This window comes from Nocardia sp. NPDC046473, from assembly GCF_040645995.1.
Lineage (GTDB): Bacteria > Actinomycetota > Actinomycetes > Mycobacteriales > Mycobacteriaceae > Nocardia.
Genome location: NZ_JBEYZJ010000001.1, coordinates 484840 through 503848 on the forward strand (window position 1 = coordinate 484840; position 19009 = coordinate 503848).

Below are 19009 nucleotides of genomic sequence, written 5' to 3' on the forward strand. Positions count from 1 at the left end.
CCCGTGAGGGTGCCGGGGCGTGCGTCGATCTCGTACCGGTCTGCCGCGGCAATCAGCCGCGGACGACCTTGCCCGCCTTGAGGCAGGAGGTGCACACGTTCATGCGACGGGTGTTACCCGGCGCAACCTGGGCGCGAACGGTCTGGATGTTCGGGTTCCAGCGACGGTTGGTGCGCCGGTGCGAGTGCGAGACCGACTTCCCGAAGCCGGGGCCCTTGGCGCAGACGTCGCAGACGGCAGCCATAGTCGCGAACTCCTTCATGTCATGTGGAGGACCGTCGCCCGCGGGCGGCATGTCCGGAAACAATGTATTGACGTACCCCTGCCGATGTACATCGGCCAGCGCAAACCGGCAACGGCCACGCGAAGGCAACCCTGCAAGGGTAGCGGGACCGCCCCGGATCCACCAAACCGGGTGGGCTGCGGACCTGGCTGGCACGCGTGGTGGCTACCGACAGTATGTCGGTTGCGCCCGCTAACCTTGCGGGCGGTGCAGGTGGCGACGATTAAAGGGGTGACGGTGCCCGGAGTGCGGGATGTGATGGACGGCACGGCGTTGCTGCGCTGGGGCCGAGCCTGCCTCGACGGTTTGGAAAGCCGGCGCGAGGAGATCAACGCACTCAATGTCTTCCCTATCCCGGACGCGGATACCGGCACCAACCTGCTCGCCACGATGCGCGCTGCGATGGACGCCGCGGCGGCGCGTGGTCCGGTGGACGCGTTGTCGGCGCACGATGTCGCCGCCGCGATGGCGCGCGGCGCGACCGTCGGCGCGCGCGGCAACTCCGGCATCATCCTGTCGCAGGTCCTGCGCGGTATCGCCGAGGCCGTCCGGGGCGAACCACTCACCGCCACCACCTTGCGCGATGCCCTGAACCGTGCCTCGGTCCTGGTCCGCGAAGCACTGAGTGAGCCGATCGAAGGCACCATCCTCACCGTCTTGGACTGTGCGGCCGCGAGTGCGGCATCGTGCCAGGACACCTCGCTCGCCGAGGTGGCCTTGGCGGCCGCCGACGGTGCCGCCAAGGCGCTCGGTGACACACCATCCCAGCTCGGCGTGCTGCGCGCGGCCGGCGTGGTCGACGCGGGTGCGCGCGGGTTGGTGGTGCTGCTGGACAGCCTGGTCTCGATCACCTTCGGGGAGATCCCCGCTCGCCCGGAGTACACCCCGCGTGCACCCGTCACCGTGCGATCCGTCGAGGAAAACCGCGAAACCGGTTCGGCGGAACCACAATACGAGGTGATGTACCTGCTCGCCGACACCGACCAAGACCAGATGGCGCAGCTGCGCGCGCGTCTCGCCGAGCTCGGCGACTCCGTGGTGGTCGTCGGCGACGGCGACTCTTTCTGGTCTGCTCACGTGCACTGCGCGGATGCGGGCGCTGCGGTGGAAGCCGGGCTGGCCGCCGGAAGGCTCAGCGGGATCCGCATCGAGAGCTTCGGACTGTCCGGGCGCGAGACGCCACACGACATGACCTCCGGCCACCTCGTCACCCACACCACCATGGACTCCGCGAAGGAAGTCGACGGACCCGCCGACCGCGGGATCCTGGCGGTAGCGGCCGGTGACGGCGCGGCCGAACTGTTCGAGGACGCCGGAGCGGTGGTGCTCGCCGGTGACGGCGCGGTGACCGCCGCCGACCTGCTCGCCGCGATCCGAGCCATGCCCAACCGCGAGGTGCTCGTCCTGCCCAACGGCGCGTTACCCGCGCACGACCTGGTCGCGGTCGGTGTCGCCGCCCGTGACGCGCACCGCGACGTGCTGCTGCTGCCGAGCGGATCCATGGTGCAGGGCCTCGCGGCGCTGGCCGTACACGATCGCGGCCGGATCGCCGTCGACGACGCCTTCGCCATGTCGGAGGCCGCCGCGACCACCCGGTGGGGGTCGTTGCGCGCCGCGCCGGAACGGGCGCTCACCATGGTCGGCACCTGCGAAGCGGGCGACGGGCTGGGCCTGGTCGGCCAGGATGTCGTAGTGATCGACCATGATGTGCGGGCGGCCGGACTGACGCTGCTGGACCGGATGCTCGCGTTCGGCGGCGAGCTGGTCACCCTGCTGATGGGTGCGGCGGCGCCGGACGGCCTGGCCGGCGAACTCGCGGCACACATCGGCGAAAGCTTCCCCGGCGTGGAGGTCACCGTGTATTCCGGTGGGCAGCACGGGGATCTGGTGCAGATCGGAGTGGAGTAGATGGCGACCCTGAGTGATCGGCTCGACCATATTCTCGGCGTGAAGGCGGCGGGCTCGCTGGTCGACGCGTTCGACATGCACACGGTGGAGGACCTGCTCCGGCACTATCCGCTGCGCTACGCGACGCAGGGCCAGCCACTCACCGAGGAAGAGCCGGAAGACGGTACGCACATCACCGTGATCGGCCGGATCACCAAGGCCGAGCTGCGGCCGATGCGCAACCGGCGCGGTTCGCTGCTGAAGGTGGTGCTGGACACCGGTTCCGGCACCGGCCGCGGTGTCGACGTCACCTTCTTCAACGGTGACAAGGTGAAATATGTTGTCCGGGAAGGTCTTCGGGCGATGATGTCGGGCACCGTCAACTACTGGCGGCCCGGTCAATGGAACCTGAGTCATCCTGGCTATCTGATCCTGCCCGAGAACGACGGCGACGAGTCGGTCGTCGCGGTGAAGACCGTGCGTGGCGGCGGTGACCTGCGCGGGCTGGCGCAGAGCGCGAAAGGCGCTGAGGGCGTGGACACCTCGTTCATGGAGCGGGAGTTCATCCCGGTGTACCCGGCCACCGCGAAGGTGCAGAGCTGGGACGTGCTCGCCTGCGTGCGGCAGGTGCTCGATCAGCTGGACCCGATCGACGATCCGCTACCGGACGCGACCCGGGACGACCGTTCGCTGCTGAAGATCTCCGACGCGCTGCGCCTGATCCACCTACCCGAGCACAAGGCCGACATCGAACAGGCACAGCAGCGTCTGCGTTTCGACGAGGCGCTGGCGTTGCAGCTGGTGCTCGCCGAACGCCGCCACGAGGTGTCCGGCCGCGCCGCGCGCCCGTGTCCGCCACGACCGGACGGCATCGCCGCCGAGTTCGAGAAGCGGCTGCCGTTCGAGCTGACCGCGGGCCAGCAGCAGGTGATCTCGGAAATCTCCGCCGACATGTCGCGCAGCCATCCGATGCACCGCTTGCTGCAGGGCGAGGTCGGCTCGGGCAAGACGATCGTCGCGCTGCAGGCGATGCTGCAGATCGTCGATGCCGGTCAGCAGTGCGCGTTGCTCGCACCGACGGAAGTTCTTGCCGCCCAGCACTATCGGTCCCTGCGCGGGATGCTCGGCGATCTCGGCAACGCCGGTGAACTCGGCGCGGGCGACAACGCGACCAAGGTGGTGCTGGTCACCGGTTCGATGTCGACCGCGACCAAGAAGGCCGCGCTGCTGGCGGCGATGACCGGTGAGGCGGGCATCGTGATCGGCACGCACGCGCTGATCCAGGACAACGTCGAGTTCTTCGACCTCGGCATGGTGGTCGTCGACGAGCAGCACCGCTTCGGTGTCGAACAGCGAGATGCACTGCGTGCCAAGGCGAAAGCAGGCACCAGCCCGCATCTGCTGGTGATGACCGCCACGCCGATCCCGCGCACCATCGCCATGACCACCCTCGGCGACCTGGAGACCTCGACACTCACCGAACTGCCCAGGGGGCGTTCGCCGATCACCTCCAAAGTTGTTCCGCGCAGACAGCATCCGAACTGGGTGGACCGCGCCTGGGAGCGCATCGTCGAGGAGGTCAAGGCCGGTCGGCAGGCCTATGTGGTGTGCTCACGCATCGGTGACGACGAGGAGGCCTCCGGTAAGTCGGCCAAAGGCAAGTCGAAGGCGGCCGAGCCCGAAAAGGAAGGCCCGACAACGCAGGCCGCGCTGGACGTCTTCGAGATGCTGAGCACCGGCCCGCTGGCCGAACTGCGCGTCGGCCTGCTGCACGGCCGCCTGCCAGCGGATGAAAAAGACCAGGTGATGCGCGCTTTCAACGACGGCTCGGTCGACGTGCTGGTCTGCACGACCGTCGTCGAGGTCGGCGTGGACGTGCCGAACGCGACCGTGATGGTGATCGTCGATGCGGACCGCTTCGGCGTCAGCCAGCTGCATCAGCTACGCGGCCGCATCGGCCGCGGCAAGCATCCCGGCCTGTGCCTGCTGGTCACCGATTCCGCACCCAACGGTTCGGCGATGGCCCGATTGGACGCGGTCGCCGCCACCACCGACGGCTTCGAACTCGCCGTGCTCGACCTGCGCACCCGCCGCGAGGGCGATGTGCTCGGCGCCGCCCAGTCCGGCACCGCTCGCTCGCTGAAGCTGCTGTCGCTGCTCGACGATCTCGAAGTCATCACCGCCGCACAGGAACTCGCTCGCGAGGTGGTCGAGGCCGATCCAGGTTTGCAGAAGCATCCCGGTTTGGCGAGCATGATGCACGCGGCGGTCGACTCCGAACGCCTGGAGTACCTGGCCAAGTCGTAACCGGTTGATCGGCAACGGAATCGGGGCGCCTCATTCGGTCGTGACGGCGGTGATATGGGTGAGCGAGCACCGCCATCCCTGCTCGGTCTCGACGAAGACGTCCGTCGTCCACTCGTCGGCGTCGAACCGCTTGCCTTGGAAGTGCGCGGTATTGGTGGCCCGCACGGTGAGCACCGCGACGTTGCCCCGGTATTCGATCGTGGCGTCGCTTACCCGCTGCATCGCCGAATGGCTGAGCGCACCGGACTCGACCAGTGCGAGAAACCGCGCGGCGGGCGTGATCCCGTTTTCGGAGACCATGATCCAGTCGTCGGTCATGTAGTCGGCGATCCTGGCCGCGTCGTTGGTGACGATGGCGGCCATCCACTCGTCGAGAAGCGCTACCAGGCGATCCTTGATCGTGTTGTCCGTGCTGGAAGGGTGTGTTGTTGCCATGATTCGCACGGTAAACCGGGCATCGGGGCCGAGGCTTGGACGAATGGAATGCGTGCGCCGAAGCCGGGCACCCTATCCGCTACCTTGTCGATTACCTGTCGGGTAATCGACAAGGCACGCCGTGCGCGGGACGATCAGCACGTGATCGAGGTCGGAATTCTGTTGCCGAGCCGGGAAACCGCGATGACCGGACGGCACGACGCACCGAGCCTGGTGCGTCTCGCGCAGGTCGCCGAGGACGCCGGATTCGATGCGGTGTGGACCGGTGATTCGCCGTTGGCGCGCACCAGGGTTGATCCACTGACGTTGCTCGGCGCCGTCGCCGCCGCGACCTCCCGGATCAGGCTGGGCACCGCGGCCTGGACCGCGACATTGCGGCATCCTTTGCTCGGCGCGCACGCGGCGGCGACCGTCGACCAACTCGGTCCCGGCCGGCTCGTCCTCGGACTCGGCGCGGGATTTCCGCTGCCGGAGAGCCGAGCCGAGTTCGACGCGATCGGCATCCCGTTCGATGAACGGGTCGGCCGCTTGGACGAGACGGTGCGAATCTGGCGCGCGGCCTGGACCGGTGCACCGGAGTTCGACGGAAAGTATTGGCAGCTGGCCGATTTGGCGCGGGCGCTGCCGACCTCGACGCGGGGCGGGCCACCGCTCTGGCTGGCGGGCAGTGACACACCGAAGGTGCTGGCCCGCGTCGCTCGCCATTACGACGGTTGGCTGCCTTACCTCCCGGACCCGGCCGCGTATGCCCGTGCCTGGCAGGCGATCCAGCAGCAAACGACCCGCGCGGTGACTCCCGCGATGTACGCGACGATCGTGCTGGATCCCGACTCGGCGCGTGCGCAGGCCGAGCTGGAAGGCTATGTGCGCCAGTACTACCGCCGATCTTTAGCGGAAATGTCCACCATCCAAGCGTATTTCGGCGGCACCGCCGAGGACTGCGCCGACTGGCTGGCCCGTTACCTCGACGCGGGCGCCACTCACCTCATCCTGCGCCTGGGTTCCCTCGACGTGCACCGCCAGCTCGACCTGGTCGCCGAGAAACTCCTGCCTGCGTTGCGATCGCGGGTGGTAACCGGTGTGGATCAGCGACCGATGCGCGGATAAGGCAGGTCGGTGCTGGTGTTCTCGGTGACCGCGAGCGGGCTGCCGATGTGCGGGAAGGCGCGTTGCGGGCAGGACGGCCGCTCGCAGACCTTGCAGCCAGCGCCGATCTGCACCGCCGTCGTCGGATCGTCGAGCTGGAGTCCGGCCGAATACACCAGGCGATCCGCGTATTCGATGTCGCAGCCGAGACCGATCGCGAAATTCTTTGTCGCGGTACCGAATCCGTGCGGCGCGGTCATCGCGGTGCGCGCGATCCACAGGTAGCGGCGCCCGTCCGGCATCTCCGCGATCTGCGGCAGGATCCGGCCGGGATGCGCGAACGCCTCGTGCACCACCCACAGCGGGCAGCTACCACCGACCCGGGAGAAGTGAAAGGCGGTGGCGGACTGGCGTTTCGAGATATTGCCCGCGCGGTCGGTACGGACGAAGAAGAACGGCACCCCGCGCTGGCCTTGCCGCTGCAGCGTGCTCAGCCGGTGGCAGATGGTTTCGAAGCCGACCTCGAAGCGCAGGCCGAGCAGGTCGATGTCGTAGTGCAATTCCTCGGCCGAGCGTAGGAAACGCCCGTACGGCAGCACCAGGGCGCCGGCGAAGTAGTTTGCCAGCCCGATCCGCGCCAGCGTGCGGGATTCGCCGGTGAGCGAGGGCGTTTCGGCGAGCACCCCGTCCAGCTCGGTCCCGTACAGCAGGAACGCCAGCGTGGTCGCGATCTGAAAGGCGCGCTGCCCCGGTCGAAGTCGCCTGGCCAGGGTCAGCGTGCGGCTGTCGGGATCGTATTGCCGCTTCGGGATGGACGGATCCGCGCCGTCGCCGCGCACCAGCACGGTGACACCGGCGCGCTCCTCGGCCACCCTGGCGAGCTGGCGATCCAGCGAGCCGATGGTCAGGCCGGACTGCTCGAACAGCTGCTCGGCGGCGATATCGAGCTGCGGGATGTGATTGTGGTGGTCGTAGAAGAAGTCCCGCACATCCTCGTAGGGCATGGGCATGCCCGGCGCGCCGGTCGGCGCGGACACCCGGGCGGAGAGCAGGTCGAGCTGGTCGGTGGCGGCGCGCAGCCGGCGATGCATCGCGACGACGATCCGGGCGACCTCTGGCTGCCTGGTCGCCAGCTCCTCCACCTCGGTCAGCGGCGCGGTGTGCCCGCCCGCGGCGTCGATGAGCACCTCGTGCAGGTCGGACACGAGGCGCGCGTCCGAGTCCGCGGCGAAGAACTGGACGTCGAGGTCGAAGGTGGAGTTGAGTTTCAGCAGCACCGGGATGGTGAGCGGCCGCTGATCACGTTCCAGCTGATTGAGATAGCTGGGTGACAGATCAAGCGACTTGGCCAGCGCCGCCTGGGTGAGTCTGCGTTCCTCGCGCAACCGCCGAAGGCGCGCGCCCGCATACATCTTCCGCACGGAAAGATCGTAGTCCCGGGTCTTCGCAATCATCGCATTTCCAAGCTTCTTTTATCTGGAAATATGCCGCTGCAAGGTATTTTGCGCGATATCCAGGCTGTGTAGCGTGCGAAGGGCGGTCGCTGCTCAGCTCAGACGGGGTGGCGAAGAAACACATCCTACGTGCCTGCTAATCGTCGTCCCGGATCACCGCCTGTGCCGCGATCACGGTGGTGCCGTTGAAGGTAACGGCGGGGGAGCCGTGCAGTCGATAGCCCTGCTCGAGCAGTTCGCTGATCCGTTCGCAGAACGCGGCGTCATCGACGCCGGTGATCAAGCGGTAACGCGGTGGTCGGTCGTTCATGCCGCCAGCCTAGGGCGCGCGGGGCCGACGGCCCGGAAGAGCAAAAGCTTCCGAACCGAGCAATTGCTTGGTTCAATCGAGAGGGCGTCGCGCACTACGCGGTTCGCCCGCCCGGCAGCAGAAAGTGAGCCCGCCCATGCCGACTCCCGACGAACTCGTCCGCGATATGTGCCGCAGCTGGTCCGACCCGGATCCGGAGCGCATCGCCGCCTTCTTCGCCGAAGATGCGGTATACCACAACATTCCGATGGAACCGGTGGTCGGCCGCACCGCCATCCGCGACTTCCTCACCGGCTTCCTGGCCACCTTCGACGGCGTCGACTTCGACATCCATCACCAGATCGTTTCCGGCAACTTGGTGATGAACGAACGCACCGACACCTTGCGCACCGCGGGCAGGGCCATTCCGCTCCCGGTCACCGGCGTCTTCGAGGTGGCGGACGGGGCCATCGTCGCCTGGCGCGACTACTTCGACATGGGGGCCATCAACCAGGCCTTCAACCTGGAGGGCTGACCGACTGCCGCCCTGGGAAATTCGTGGCAACTGGTCGGAACCGAACCGCGAGCGCACGCGTCGAAGGTGGATAGGGGCGATTCATTGGAGTGGTTTCACTAGGTGCAAGGAGGGGTTGGGATGGATCGTTGTCCCGGGTGTCATACGGCGTGGCGAAGAGGGATGAGTTCCAGGTCGCGGCTGCAACCGGTCAAGCGGGCCGAAGAGCCGTGCGAGCGATACACGTCACGGCGGCGGCAAGGGCTGCGACCGGAGCCTGAACCCGAGTAAGTCGCAGGGTCGGTGCCTCCTGCTGGGGCGGCGGCACCGACCGTCAGTGGGCGGCGTCCTCCGGAAGCAGATGTGCGAGTAGCAATTTGATCAGCAAGAGGGGAGCGAACCAGGCCACCACGTGCGGGATAGTGAGCATGCTGGTGGCGATGGTGAGTGCGATGGCGGTGGTGCCGAAGGCGATGGGGCGGCGCAGCTCTCGTGGGGCGGTCGTGACGAGTATCGCGCCGGCCAGGGCCAGACTGTAGATGGTGGCCGCCGTGAGCCAGCCGAATCCGGGGACCACCAGGGCGAGCAGGAACGGCTGAATGTGGATGGCGACGAAGCCGAGGTGGTGCCGGGCGGTCCGGCCCGGCCGGTGGTACCAGCGCTTCGCCGAATCGGTCGCGTTGACGACCGCACCGCCGAACAGGTCGAAGGCGACGAAGGTGACCACGGCGCTGCCGAGCCACGCGAGATCCGCGTGCCGCGCCAGGCCGAAGGCCAGTGCGGCGCCGAGGAATGCGGCGCCGAAACCGGCGGTGACCTCGCCTGCGCTGGCGTTCGGGGCGATCAGTCGATCCGTGAGAGTCATCGACGGATTCCTGTCACGCAGATCTGCACCACCGGCTCGGCCAAGGCGAGCAGGGATACGTTCGGGTCGACCAAGGCCTGGATGAGGCAGCCCTCGATAGCCCCCACGATGACCGCGGCATGCTGTTCATCGATGCCGGGCCGCAAGGCGCCCTCGGCCTGTGCCTGCCGCAGCAGATCCGCTATGGCCGAGCGATATTCGTGATACACCGCTGCCATATCGAGTGGCGGGTTGGCCGCCCAGACATCCAGCAGGACGCGCGCATGATCGGGGTGGGCGGCGAGCAGTTCGATCGTCCCGCGGATGAGTTCGGCCAGGCGGTCCAGCGCCGCTCCGGTGCCGAGCTCGGTCAGTACCTGCTCCGAGCGCGCGGCGTAACTCTGGAAGACGCCGACCAGCAACGCATCTCGGCTGTCGAAGTACAGGTACACGCTGCCCTTGGCGATACCCGCCTCGGCGGCGACGTCCTCGATGCGGGAGGCGGCGAAGCCCTTGCGGGCGAACACACGGACCGCGGCATCGAGGATCTCCTCTCGACGGCCTGCTCGGTCGACTTTCTTCGGCATGTCATGATTATGAATGACCGGTCAGTCATAAACAAGAGGGGCGCGAGACGCAGTTCAGCCCCCTCCGGGAAACGCGAAGGGGGCTGAACGTCAGCGAACGGCCGAGCCGGTCAGCGCACGGCGGTCGCGGCGGCGACCATGTTGCGCAGCGACGCCGCTACCTCGACCTGGCCGCGGGTCTTCAGCCCGCAGTCGGGGTTGACCCACAGTCGTTCGGCGGGAACGGCTTTCAGTGCCGCGCGCAAGGAGGTGGTGATCTCCTCGACGCTGGGCACCCGGGGCGAGTGGATGTCGTAGACGCCCGGCCCGACGCCTAGGTCGAAGCCCGCCGCGTTGAGGTCGTCGAGCACCTCCATCCGCGAGCGTGCCGCCTCGATCGAGGTCACGTCGGCGTCCAGGCCGGCGATCGCGTCGATCACCTCGCCGAACTCGGAGTAGCACAGGTGGGTGTGCACCTGGGTGGCGTCCGAAACACCGGAGGTGGCCAGTCGGAACGACTGCACCGACCAGTCGAGGTAGGCCTGCTGGTCGGCCTTGCGCAGCGGCAGCAGCTCGCGCAGCGCGGGCTCGTCGACCTGGATGACGCGGATGCCCGCGGCCTGCAGATCCACCGTTTCGTCCCGGATCGCCAGCGCGACCTGCCGTGCCGAGTCGCCGAGCGGCTGGTCGTCGCGGACGAACGACCAGGCCAGGATGGTGACCGGCCCGGTGAGCATGCCCTTGACCGGCTTCGCGGTGAGCGACTGGGCGTAGCTGATCCAGTCGACGGTCATCGGCGTCGGCCGCTTGACATCGCCGAACAGGATCGGCGGCCGCACGCAGCGGGAACCGTAGGACTGCACCCAGCCGAGCTCGGTGGCGGCGAAGCCGTCGAGCTGTTCGGCGAAGTACTGCACCATGTCGTTGCGCTCCGGCTCGCCGTGCACCAGCACGTCGAGGCCCAACTTCTCCTGCAGCGCAATGACATCGGCGACCTCGGCGCGCATCCGGCGGATGTACTCCGCCTCAGCGATCTCGCCCTTGTTGAACGCGGACCTGGCCAACCGGATCGCCGAGGTCTGCGGGTACGAGCCGATGGTGGTGGTCGGCAGCGGCGGCAGTTGCAGCTGCTCCTGCTGCAGCGCGCGGCGCTCCTCGGCGGGTGCGCGCCGGATCGCGTCCGGGCCGAGCTCGGCCAGCCTGGCCCGCACCTGCGGGTCGTGCAGCCGGGTGTCGGCCTGCCGCGCCGCCAATGCCGCACGGGTGTCGGCCAATTCGGCGCCGATCGCGTCGGTGCCCTCGGTCAGCGCGATCGCCAGCAGCCGAACCTCGGCCACCTTCTCGGTGCCGAAGGCCAGCCACGACCGCAGCCGCTCGTCCAGCTTGGTCTCCGCAGTCAGCGTGTACGGCACGTGCAGCAGCGAGCAGGAGGTCGAAACCGCCACCGAGGCAGCCGAACCCAGCAGGGTGCCCAGCGTGGCGAGCACGGCGTCGAGATCCGCGCGCCAGACGTTGCGTCCGTCGACCACACCGGCCACCAGCAGCTTGCTCGCCAGCGCCGGAACGCCGGCCACGTCGGAAACGCTGGTGCCGGAGGTGAAGTCGAGCGCGACGCCCTCGATGTCGGTGCTCGCCAATGCGTTCAGCGCCGCGTCGGCGTGCCCGAAGTAGGTCGCCACCAGGATCGCCGGTCGCTCGGCCGAAGCGGTGAGCTCGGTGTAAGTGCTTCGCACCAGCTCGATTTCGGCCTCGGTGAGGTCGGTGACCAGCGCGGGCTCATCGATCTGCACCCAGCCGATGCCCGCTTCGGCCAGCAGCCGGAGCAGTTCGCGATACAGCGGGACGAGTTCGGCGAGCCGGTCCAGGGCCGCACCATCGGTGGCCTTGGCCAGCTTCAGGAAGGTGATCGGACCGACCACTACGGGGCGAGCGGGCGCGCCGAGCGCGAGCGCCTCGCGCACCTCGTCGAGCAGCTTCGCCGGGTTCAGCGAAAACGCGGTGTCCTGGTCGATTTCCGGCACGAGGTAGTGGTAATTGGTGTCGAACCACTTGGTCATCTCCAGCGGTTCGACTACGTCGTTGCCGCGCGCGGCGGCGAAGTAGCGGTCCAGCGGATCGGCGATCCCGGCCACCCGCGGCGGCAGCGCGCCGAGCAGGACGGCGGTGTCGAGTACCTGGTCGTAGTACGAGAAGGTGCCCACCGGGATCGAATCCAGGCCTGCCGCCTGTAGTTCGGCGAGTTGGGCGTGCCGCAGGTCGCGTGCGACCGTGTGCAGCTGAGCGGCGTCGATCTTGCCTGCCCAGTAGGCCTCGGTGGCCCGCTTGAGCTCACGCCGCGGTCCGACCCTAGGTAGCCCGAGAACCGTTGCGGTGAACGGTGTCTGATTTACAACAGTCACGTTGTCTCTCCAGTGCTGGTGTCGTGGGCCCACGCCATGCGGGCTGCGCGGCTACCGGGAGACACGTCAGGAGATCCGACGAACAGAGCCCCGACGCATCAAGTACTGGTAGACCGCGCGCCCAGATCCACGAGGCGGTGGCCGTCGGATACGGCGTATCCGACACGGCTGGCAGGTCTTCGGACTCACAGGCACCGGCCTCGTCGGCCGACCTACTGGCCGTCGCTTCCCGGGTATCGCGCCCAGTGCTTGTGACGGCGTTCGTTCCTGCTTACCGCTGCGGGACAGTCCCGGATTCCCACCGGGTTCCCTCTCGCCCGTCCGCCCTTTCGGGGCGGCCGAACTCGGCTCCGCAACGCGACGACGGGGCTCCATCTCGTACGCGCGCGGTGAACCAGCTGCACCCACCAGCATAGGGCGCGGGACGAGAGCGCGGTGCGACCGGGCGGCGCGGCGGTCGTTCTCGATCAGCTGACCCGCATCGTCTGGTCGCTTGTCCAAGTCTGTGAGGAACCCCACGGAAATCGGGTGTAGCCCAGCTTTCCGGAATATGTCTAAAGTTGTCATCCTCTGGGGGAGGCTTCGGCGCGGGGTTCGATAGCAGGAGTGCTTGTGGTGACTGAACGGTCGGTATCGATCGTCATTCCAACATATGTGGAGACGGCCGAGGGCCGTGATCTGCTCGATATACAGCTGGACGCCTTGACGCGTCAGGATTATCCGGGGGAATTCGACGTTGTCATAGCCGACAACGGCTCACCGGTAGACGTGCGCATCCATATCGAAAACCACCAGGTCCGGGATCGACTGAAGCTCCAGTACGTCGACGCGTCCGGCAGGTCCGGTGCCGCATTTGCCCGAAATGTCGGGGCTGGTAGTGCCACGGGCGAGGTGTTACTGTTCTGTGATCACGACGACCGTGCGTACCCGAGCTGGGTCAGTCGCATGGTCGAGTTCCTGGACGAGGGCTACGACCTGACTTGTTCTGCGATCGAAGGCGATTCGCTCAACGCGGACCACCCGCGCCTGGTCGCCAACATCCCGGCACCGGACCAATTCCAGCCGCCCGGCGTTTATGCTCCTGTGATCGTCGGCACGAGCATGGCGTGCCGCGCGGAGGTCTATCGGAAGCTCGGCGGACAGGACGCCAGCTATACCGCCAACGAGGATCTCGAATTCGGCTGGCGGGCTCATCGGGAGGGATACCGCCTCGGCTATCTGGCCGAGGCCCTGGTCGCCTATCGGTATCGCCATGGCTTTCGACCCGGCTATCGACAGGGCCGCAGCAGAGGCCTCGGCCTTGCGCGCCTGAACGGCGAATTCCCAAAGAATGGTTTACCCGAAATTCATCTGCCTGAAGTTTTGTTACGGATGATTCGGCTGCCCTTTACTCGCGGATTAGTCGCGGAAGAACGCGGATTGATGATCGGCCTCGCCGTAGGTCAGTTCCGGGGCGGGTTCCGGTATCGCACGATGCACTGGATCTGACGATGTGACGTCGCGGGGCTCGGATCTTCACAACGGTGCTAGCCCGGGTTGTGAAGATGCTTGCGAAGCCCCCTTCCGTGTCTGTGAGGAGGCGGAGTCCGGGTACCTTAGGCGGATGTTCACGAAAGTTCTGGTTGCCAACCGCGGCGAGATCGCCATCAGGGCCTTCCGCGCGGCCTACGAGCTCGGCGTGGGGACGGTAGCGGTCTTCCCGTACGAGGACCGCAATTCGGTCCATCGGATGAAGGCGGCCGAGTCCTACCAGATCGGTGAACAGGGTCACCCGGTCCGGGCGTATCTGTCGATCGACGCCATTGTCGACGCGGCCAAGTCGGCCGGCGCCGACGCCGTCTACCCCGGCTACGGCTTCCTGTCCGAGAATCCGGACCTGGCCGCGGCCTGCGCACGCGAGGGCATCACCTTCATCGGCCCGTCCGCCGAGGTGCTCGAGCTGGCGGGTAACAAGGCCAGGGCCATCGCCGCCGCCAAGGCCGCAGGGCTGCCGGTGCTGCGCTCCAGCGCGCCGTCCGCGGACGTGGACGAGCTGCTCGCCGCGTCGCAGGAGCTGGACTACCCGATCTTCGTCAAGGCGGTGGCCGGCGGCGGCGGGCGCGGCATGCGCCGGGTGGCCGATGCCGAGCACCTGCGCGAGTCCATCGAGGCCGCGTCGCGCGAGGCCGAGTCGGCCTTCGGCGATCCGACCGTGTTCCTCGAGCAGGCCGTGGTGAACCCGCGCCACATCGAGGTGCAGATCCTGGCCGACCAGCACGGCAACGTGATGCACCTGTTCGAACGCGACTGCTCGGTGCAGCGCAGGCACCAGAAGGTGATCGAGCTCGCGCCCGCGCCGAACCTGGATCCCGAACTGCGCGACCGCATTTGCGCCGACGCGGTGGCCTTCGCCAAGGAGATCGGCTACAGCTGCGCGGGCACCGTCGAGTTCCTGCTCGACGAGCGCGGCAAGCACGTCTTCATCGAGATGAACCCGCGTATTCAGGTCGAGCACACGGTGACCGAGGAGATCACCGACGTCGACCTGGTGCAGTCGCAGCTGCGGATCGCGGCGGGGGAGACCCTTGAACAGCTCGGGCTCAGTCAGGAGACGGTCAGCATCCGCGGTGCCGCGATGCAGTGCCGGATCACCACCGAGGACCCGAACAACGGCTTCCGGCCCGACACCGGCCGCATCACCGCCTACCGCACGCCGGGCGGTGCGGGCATCCGGCTCGACGGCGGCGCCAACCTCGGCGCGGAGATCGGCGCCTACTTCGACTCGATGCTGGTGAAGCTCACCTGCCGCGGCCGCGACTTCGGCGCGGCGGTCGCACGGGCGCAGCGGGCGCTCGCCGAGTTCCGAATTCGTGGCGTTACCACCAACATTCCGTTCCTGCTCGCGGTGCTGGACGACCCGGACTTCAAGGCGGGGCGGGTCACCACGTCCTTCATCGATGAGCGTCCGGAGCTGCTCAACCAACGTGGGTCGGCGGATCGCGGCACCAAGATCCTGACCTATCTGGCCGACGTCACGGTGAACAAGCCGCACGGCGAGCGGCCGACGAAGGTCTATCCGCACGACAAGCTGCCCGCGATCGATCTGTCGGTGCCGCCGCCGGACGGCTCTCGGCAGCGGCTGTTGCAGCTGGGGCCCGAGGGTTTCGCGCAGGCGTTGCGCGCGCAGCAGGCAGTCGGCGTCACCGATACCACCTTCCGGGACGCGCACCAGTCCCTGCTGGCCACTCGCGTGCGCACCAACGGCCTGCTCGGTGTCGCCGGGCACGTGGCCCGACTGACTCCCGAACTGCTGTCGATCGAGGCGTGGGGCGGGGCGACTTACGATGTGGCGCTGCGCTTTCTGTACGAGGACCCGTGGGAGCGGTTGGCGGCCTTGCGCGCGGCCGTGCCGAACATCTGTCTGCAGATGCTGCTGCGTGGCCGCAATACCGTGGGCTACACGCCGTATCCGGAGCAGGTGACGCGGGCGTTCGTGTCCGAGGCCACCGCGACCGGTATCGATATTTTCCGGATCTTCGACGCGCTCAACAACGTTGATCAGATGCGCCCGGCGATCGATGCGGTGCGGGAAACCGGTACCGCCATCGCCGAAGTCGCGATGAGCTACACCGGGGACCTGTCCAACCCGGACGAAACCCTCTACACCCTGGACTATTACCTCAAGCTCGCCGAGCAGATGGTCGACGCCGGCGCGCACATCCTGGCGATCAAGGACATGGCCGGGCTGCTGCGCGCCCCCGCCGCCGCCACTCTGGTAACCGCGTTGCGCAGCAACTTCGACCTCCCGGTCCACGTGCACACCCACGACACCCCCGGCGGGCAGTTGGCGACCTATCTGGCCGCCTGGCAGGCCGGTGCCGACGCTGTCGACGGTGCGAGTGCCGCGATGGCCGGAACCACCAGCCAGCCTGCGCTTTCCGCGATCGTCGCCGCCGCGGCGCACAGCGAGCACGACACCGGACTGAACCTGCAGAACGTCTGCGACCTCGAGCCGTACTGGGAAGCGCTGCGAAAGGTGTACAAGCCCTTCGAGTCCGGGCTCCCGGCCCCGACCGGACGCGTCTACACGCACGAGATCCCCGGCGGCCAACTCTCGAACCTGCGCCAGCAGGCCATCGCACTGGGCCTGGGTGACCGGTTCGAGGAAGTCGAAGCGAAATACGCTGCCGCAGACCGACTCCTGGGCCGCCTGATCAAGGTTACCCCGTCCTCCAAGGTCGTCGGCGACCTCGCGCTCGCCCTGGTCGGCACCGGCGTCGACATCGAAGACTTCGCCGCCGACCCGGGCCGCTACGACATCCCCGACTCGGTAATCGGTTTCCTGCGTGGCGAACTCGGCACGCCGGCCGGTGGCTGGCCCGAACCCTTCCGCAGCCGCGCACTGGCCGGACGCGGTGCGGCCAAGCCGGAGACGCCGCTCACCGCAGCCGACGAGGCAGGCTTGGCAGGCACCTCCGCCGAACGCCGCGCCACCCTGAACCGACTGCTGTTCCCCGCGCCCACCGCCGAATTCAACGCCCACCGCGAGAAGTACGGCGACACCATGGGCCTGTCGGCGAACCAGTTCTTCTACGGCCTGCGCCACGGCGAGGAACACCGCGTCCAACTCGAACCGGGCGTTGTCCTGCTCATCGGCCTCGAAGCCATCTCCGAGCCCGACGAGCGCGGCATGCGCACGGTCATGTGCATCCTCAACGGCCAGCTGCGTCCCGTCGCCGTCCGCGACCGTTCCATCGCCAGCGACATCCCCGCCGCGGAGAAGGCGGACAAGGGCAACGCCGGTCACATCGCCGCACCGTTCGCCGGCGTGGTGACCTTGGCCGTGTCCGAGGGCGATTCGATCGCCGCGGGCGATACCGTCGGCACCATCGAGGCGATGAAGATGGAGGCCGCGATCACCGCGCCGCGGGCGGGCACCGTCGGCCGGGTCGCGATCGGCCAGGTGCAGCAGGTCGAGGGCGGCGACCTGTTGATCGAGCTCGCCGTGCGCGAGTCCGAATGACCCGGATCGTCGCCGGAACGGCAGGCGGGCGGCGGCTGCGGGTGCCGCCCGCCGGGACCCGTCCGACCTCGGACCGGGTCCGGGAAGCCGTGTTCAGCGCGCTCGACGCGCGGATCGACTTCGATGGCATCCGGGTGCTCGACCTGTACGCGGGCTCGGGCGCGCTCGGCTTGGAGGCGTTGTCCCGCGGCGCCGCCCACGCACTGCTCGTCGAAGCCGATCGCAAGGCCGCCGAGGTCGTCCGCGGCAACATCGCCGATGTCGGGCTGCCCGGCGCGGAGCTGCGCGTCGCGACCGTGGCGAGTGTGCTGGCACTGGGCGGCGCAGGCGAATTCGACCTGGTCCTGTCCGATCCGCCCTACGCGGTCGAGATCGACGCGGTACTCGATGACTTGCGGACGCTGGCCGATGGTTGGCTCCGTCCGGACGCCCTCGTCGTCGTCGAGCGGGCACGCCGATCGCCGGAAATCGAATGGCCTGCGGGCTATTCGGCGATGAAGCCGCGCAAGTACGGCGAAACACGCATCGAGATGGCGACTTTCGACTGACCGTGTGGTTTCGAGCACCCTCCGTGCCGCGTGACCCGCCCGCACGATAGCGTCTGACCATGGCAGGAGCACTGTGCCCCGGGTCCTTCGACCCGGTGACCAACGGACACATCGACGTCTTCGCGCGGGCAGCGGCTCAGTTCGACGAGGTCGTCGTCACCGTCTCGATCAACAAGAACAAGCAGGGCATGTTCAGCATCGACGAGCGCATCGAGATGCTGCGCGAGTCGACCGCCCACCTGCCCAACGTCCGAGTGGAGTCGTGGTACGGCCTGCTGGTGGACTTCGCCAAGGAGCAGGGCGTCACGGCCATCGTGAAGGGTCTGCGCGACGCGACCGACTTCGGCTACGAGCTGCAGATGGCCCAGATGAACAAGAAGCTCTCCGGTGTCGAGACCTTCTTCATCGCCTCCAACCCGGCCTTCAGCTTCCTGTCCAGCTCGCTGGTCAAGGAGGTGGCGACCTTCGGTGGCGACGTCACCGACATGCTGCCCCCGTCCGTGCACAAGCGCCTGCTCGCCCGCCTGGCCGAACGCCAGAGCTAGTCCCGAGCGCAAATCAGCCCCGGTCCCAAAAGCTTTGGGACCGGGGCTGATTCCCCTCACTCGACGAGATTCAGAAGACCAAACCGCGCAGGGCCAAGAAGCGCATGCCGCCGACGACTGCGGTGATGCCTAGGATGGCCGTTGCCTCCGCGGCGCCGCCGATGGTCGGGGCCCAGACATCCAGCGCCGCCAGTCCCGCGGTGGTGATGGCGAGGCCGACCAGTGCCAGGCCGCCGCCTTCCCACTGTGCGGTGAACCAGCCGACGCGGCCGCTGGCGTGGAAGGTGAGCTGGCGGTGCAGCTCGTTCGCGATCACGGTGCTGACGATCGAGCCGACCACGTTGGCCATCAGCGGGCCGATGCCGTGCATGGCGAAGAACAGCAGCACGTAGGCGATATTGCTGGACCCACCGACCAGCGCGAACCGGATCAGCTGGGCGAAGGCGCGGTCGCCGCGCAGGTAGGCCATCAACTGCTCGAACCGGACCGACATCGGCACGGTCTTCAGCACCGGGTACGGGCCTACCCACGGCATGAAGTAGCTGGTGGTGCTAACTCCTGCCGATCTCTGTAGATCCAGAACAGTCATGGCGTTTCCGATCGAACTCAAGCCTTCGGTGCGGACAACAGCGACGGTGATCGCTTCCTTCCCGCCGACTCTTGATAGGTCCCGCTCGTTCAGTCGGAATCTGTCAACACTCGGCGGACCGGGTAGCCCTTCCCTCTGGCTTCCTCAATCCCGCAGTCCCGGTGGGGGCCGCGCTCGGGATGAAGACCTTGTCGATCTTCCTATTGACGATAACACGAAGTGGAGGGAGATCCTCCACTTGATTTGTGTGGCGTACAAGAC

The 19009-nt window shown here is 67.6% G+C and carries 16 protein-coding genes and 1 riboswitch; of the genes, 8 read left to right on the forward strand and 8 right to left on the reverse strand.

The window, feature by feature from the left end; translation table 11 throughout:
* Window positions 1-52: 52 nt before the first annotated feature.
* The gene (gene rpmB, locus ABZ942_RS02290; RefSeq protein WP_011210730.1) at window positions 53-244 is read right to left on the reverse strand and encodes a 50S ribosomal protein L28; all 192 of its coding nucleotides are present in this window, start codon (window positions 242-244) and stop codon (window positions 53-55) included.
* A gap of 297 nt (window positions 245-541) precedes the next feature.
* On the opposite strand from rpmB, the gene ABZ942_RS02295 reads away from it, so the two are divergent.
* Window positions 542-2191 (forward strand): DAK2 domain-containing protein, encoded by a 1650-nt coding sequence (locus ABZ942_RS02295; protein ID WP_357379330.1) that lies wholly within the window; start codon window positions 542-544, stop codon window positions 2189-2191.
* Window positions 2192-4477 (forward strand): ATP-dependent DNA helicase RecG, encoded by a 2286-nt coding sequence (recG, locus tag ABZ942_RS02300; RefSeq protein WP_357378205.1) that lies wholly within the window; start codon window positions 2192-2194, stop codon window positions 4475-4477.
* Window positions 4478-4507: 30 nt separating this feature from the next.
* Here recG and ABZ942_RS02305 read toward each other — a convergent pair whose 3' ends face one another.
* Window positions 4508-4912 carry a nuclear transport factor 2 family protein gene (locus ABZ942_RS02305; protein WP_357378207.1) on the reverse strand — a complete coding sequence of 135 codons (405 nt, stop codon included), beginning with the start codon at window positions 4910-4912 and terminating at the stop codon, window positions 4508-4510.
* 141 nt (window positions 4913-5053) lie between these two features.
* Here ABZ942_RS02305 and ABZ942_RS02310 point away from each other — a divergent pair, with 141 nt between their 5' ends.
* Window positions 5054-6019: an LLM class flavin-dependent oxidoreductase gene (locus ABZ942_RS02310; RefSeq protein ID WP_357378209.1), complete on the forward strand. Its 966-nt coding sequence runs from the start codon at window positions 5054-5056 to the stop codon at window positions 6017-6019.
* Here the strand turns inward: ABZ942_RS02310 and ABZ942_RS02315 are convergent.
* Both ABZ942_RS02315 and ABZ942_RS02320 read right to left on the reverse strand, forming a co-directional pair.
* Complete coding sequence (locus ABZ942_RS02315) at window positions 5998-7419, reverse strand: short-chain fatty acyl-CoA regulator family protein (RefSeq protein WP_357378211.1); 1422 nt, start codon at window positions 7417-7419, stop codon at window positions 5998-6000. The genes ABZ942_RS02310 and ABZ942_RS02315 overlap by 22 nt on opposite strands.
* Before the next feature lie 169 nt (window positions 7420-7588).
* The gene (locus tag ABZ942_RS02320; protein ID WP_357378213.1) at window positions 7589-7762 is read right to left on the reverse strand and encodes a DUF1737 domain-containing protein; all 174 of its coding nucleotides are present in this window, start codon (window positions 7760-7762) and stop codon (window positions 7589-7591) included.
* Between the two features lie 136 nt (window positions 7763-7898).
* Here ABZ942_RS02320 and ABZ942_RS02325 point away from each other — a divergent pair, with 136 nt between their 5' ends.
* The gene (locus tag ABZ942_RS02325) at window positions 7899-8276 is read left to right on the forward strand and encodes an SgcJ/EcaC family oxidoreductase (protein WP_357378214.1); all 378 of its coding nucleotides are present in this window, start codon (window positions 7899-7901) and stop codon (window positions 8274-8276) included.
* A 313-nt stretch (window positions 8277-8589) separates the two neighbouring features.
* Here ABZ942_RS02325 and ABZ942_RS02330 read toward each other — a convergent pair whose 3' ends face one another.
* The 3 genes from ABZ942_RS02330 to metE all read right to left on the reverse strand — a co-directional run bounded on the left by ABZ942_RS02330 (window position 8590) and on the right by metE (window position 12064).
* A complete protein-coding gene (locus ABZ942_RS02330) occupies window positions 8590-9120 on the reverse strand; it encodes a hypothetical protein (protein WP_357378216.1) in 531 nt (176 codons plus the stop codon).
* A complete protein-coding gene (locus ABZ942_RS02335) occupies window positions 9117-9686 on the reverse strand; it encodes a TetR/AcrR family transcriptional regulator (RefSeq protein ID WP_357378218.1) in 570 nt (189 codons plus the stop codon). The genes ABZ942_RS02330 and ABZ942_RS02335 overlap by 4 nt, the downstream gene beginning before the upstream one ends.
* Window positions 9687-9796: 110 nt before the next feature.
* Window positions 9797-12064, reverse strand: coding sequence for a 5-methyltetrahydropteroyltriglutamate--homocysteine S-methyltransferase (gene metE, locus ABZ942_RS02340; RefSeq protein WP_357378220.1), 2268 nt, complete (start codon window positions 12062-12064; stop codon window positions 9797-9799).
* A 173-nt stretch (window positions 12065-12237) separates the two neighbouring features.
* Window positions 12238-12378: riboswitch (cobalamin riboswitch) on the reverse strand.
* Window positions 12379-12679: 301 nt separating this feature from the next.
* Here metE and ABZ942_RS02345 point away from each other — a divergent pair.
* The 4 genes from ABZ942_RS02345 (at window position 12680) to coaD (ending at window position 18159) form a co-directional block, all read left to right on the forward strand.
* A complete protein-coding gene (locus ABZ942_RS02345) occupies window positions 12680-13552 on the forward strand; it encodes a glycosyltransferase family A protein (protein ID WP_357378222.1) in 873 nt (290 codons plus the stop codon).
* A 115-nt stretch (window positions 13553-13667) separates the two neighbouring features.
* Window positions 13668-17066, forward strand: coding sequence for a pyruvate carboxylase (locus ABZ942_RS02350; protein WP_357378224.1), 3399 nt, complete (start codon window positions 13668-13670; stop codon window positions 17064-17066).
* Entirely contained in the window at window positions 17063-17614 is a 552-nt protein-coding gene (rsmD, locus tag ABZ942_RS02355; RefSeq protein ID WP_357378226.1) for a 16S rRNA (guanine(966)-N(2))-methyltransferase RsmD, read from the forward strand. Before ABZ942_RS02350 ends, rsmD begins: the two co-directional genes overlap by 4 nt.
* Window positions 17615-17673: 59 nt before the next feature.
* Window positions 17674-18159, forward strand: a complete 486-nt coding sequence (gene coaD / locus ABZ942_RS02360; protein WP_357378228.1) for a pantetheine-phosphate adenylyltransferase — start codon at window positions 17674-17676, stop codon at window positions 18157-18159.
* 70 nt (window positions 18160-18229) lie between these two features.
* Here the strand turns inward: coaD and ABZ942_RS02365 are convergent, their stop codons facing one another.
* Window positions 18230-18694 (reverse strand): GtrA family protein, encoded by a 465-nt coding sequence (locus ABZ942_RS02365; RefSeq protein WP_357378230.1) that lies wholly within the window; start codon window positions 18692-18694, stop codon window positions 18230-18232.
* Between the last annotated feature and the right edge of the window lie 315 nt (window positions 18695-19009).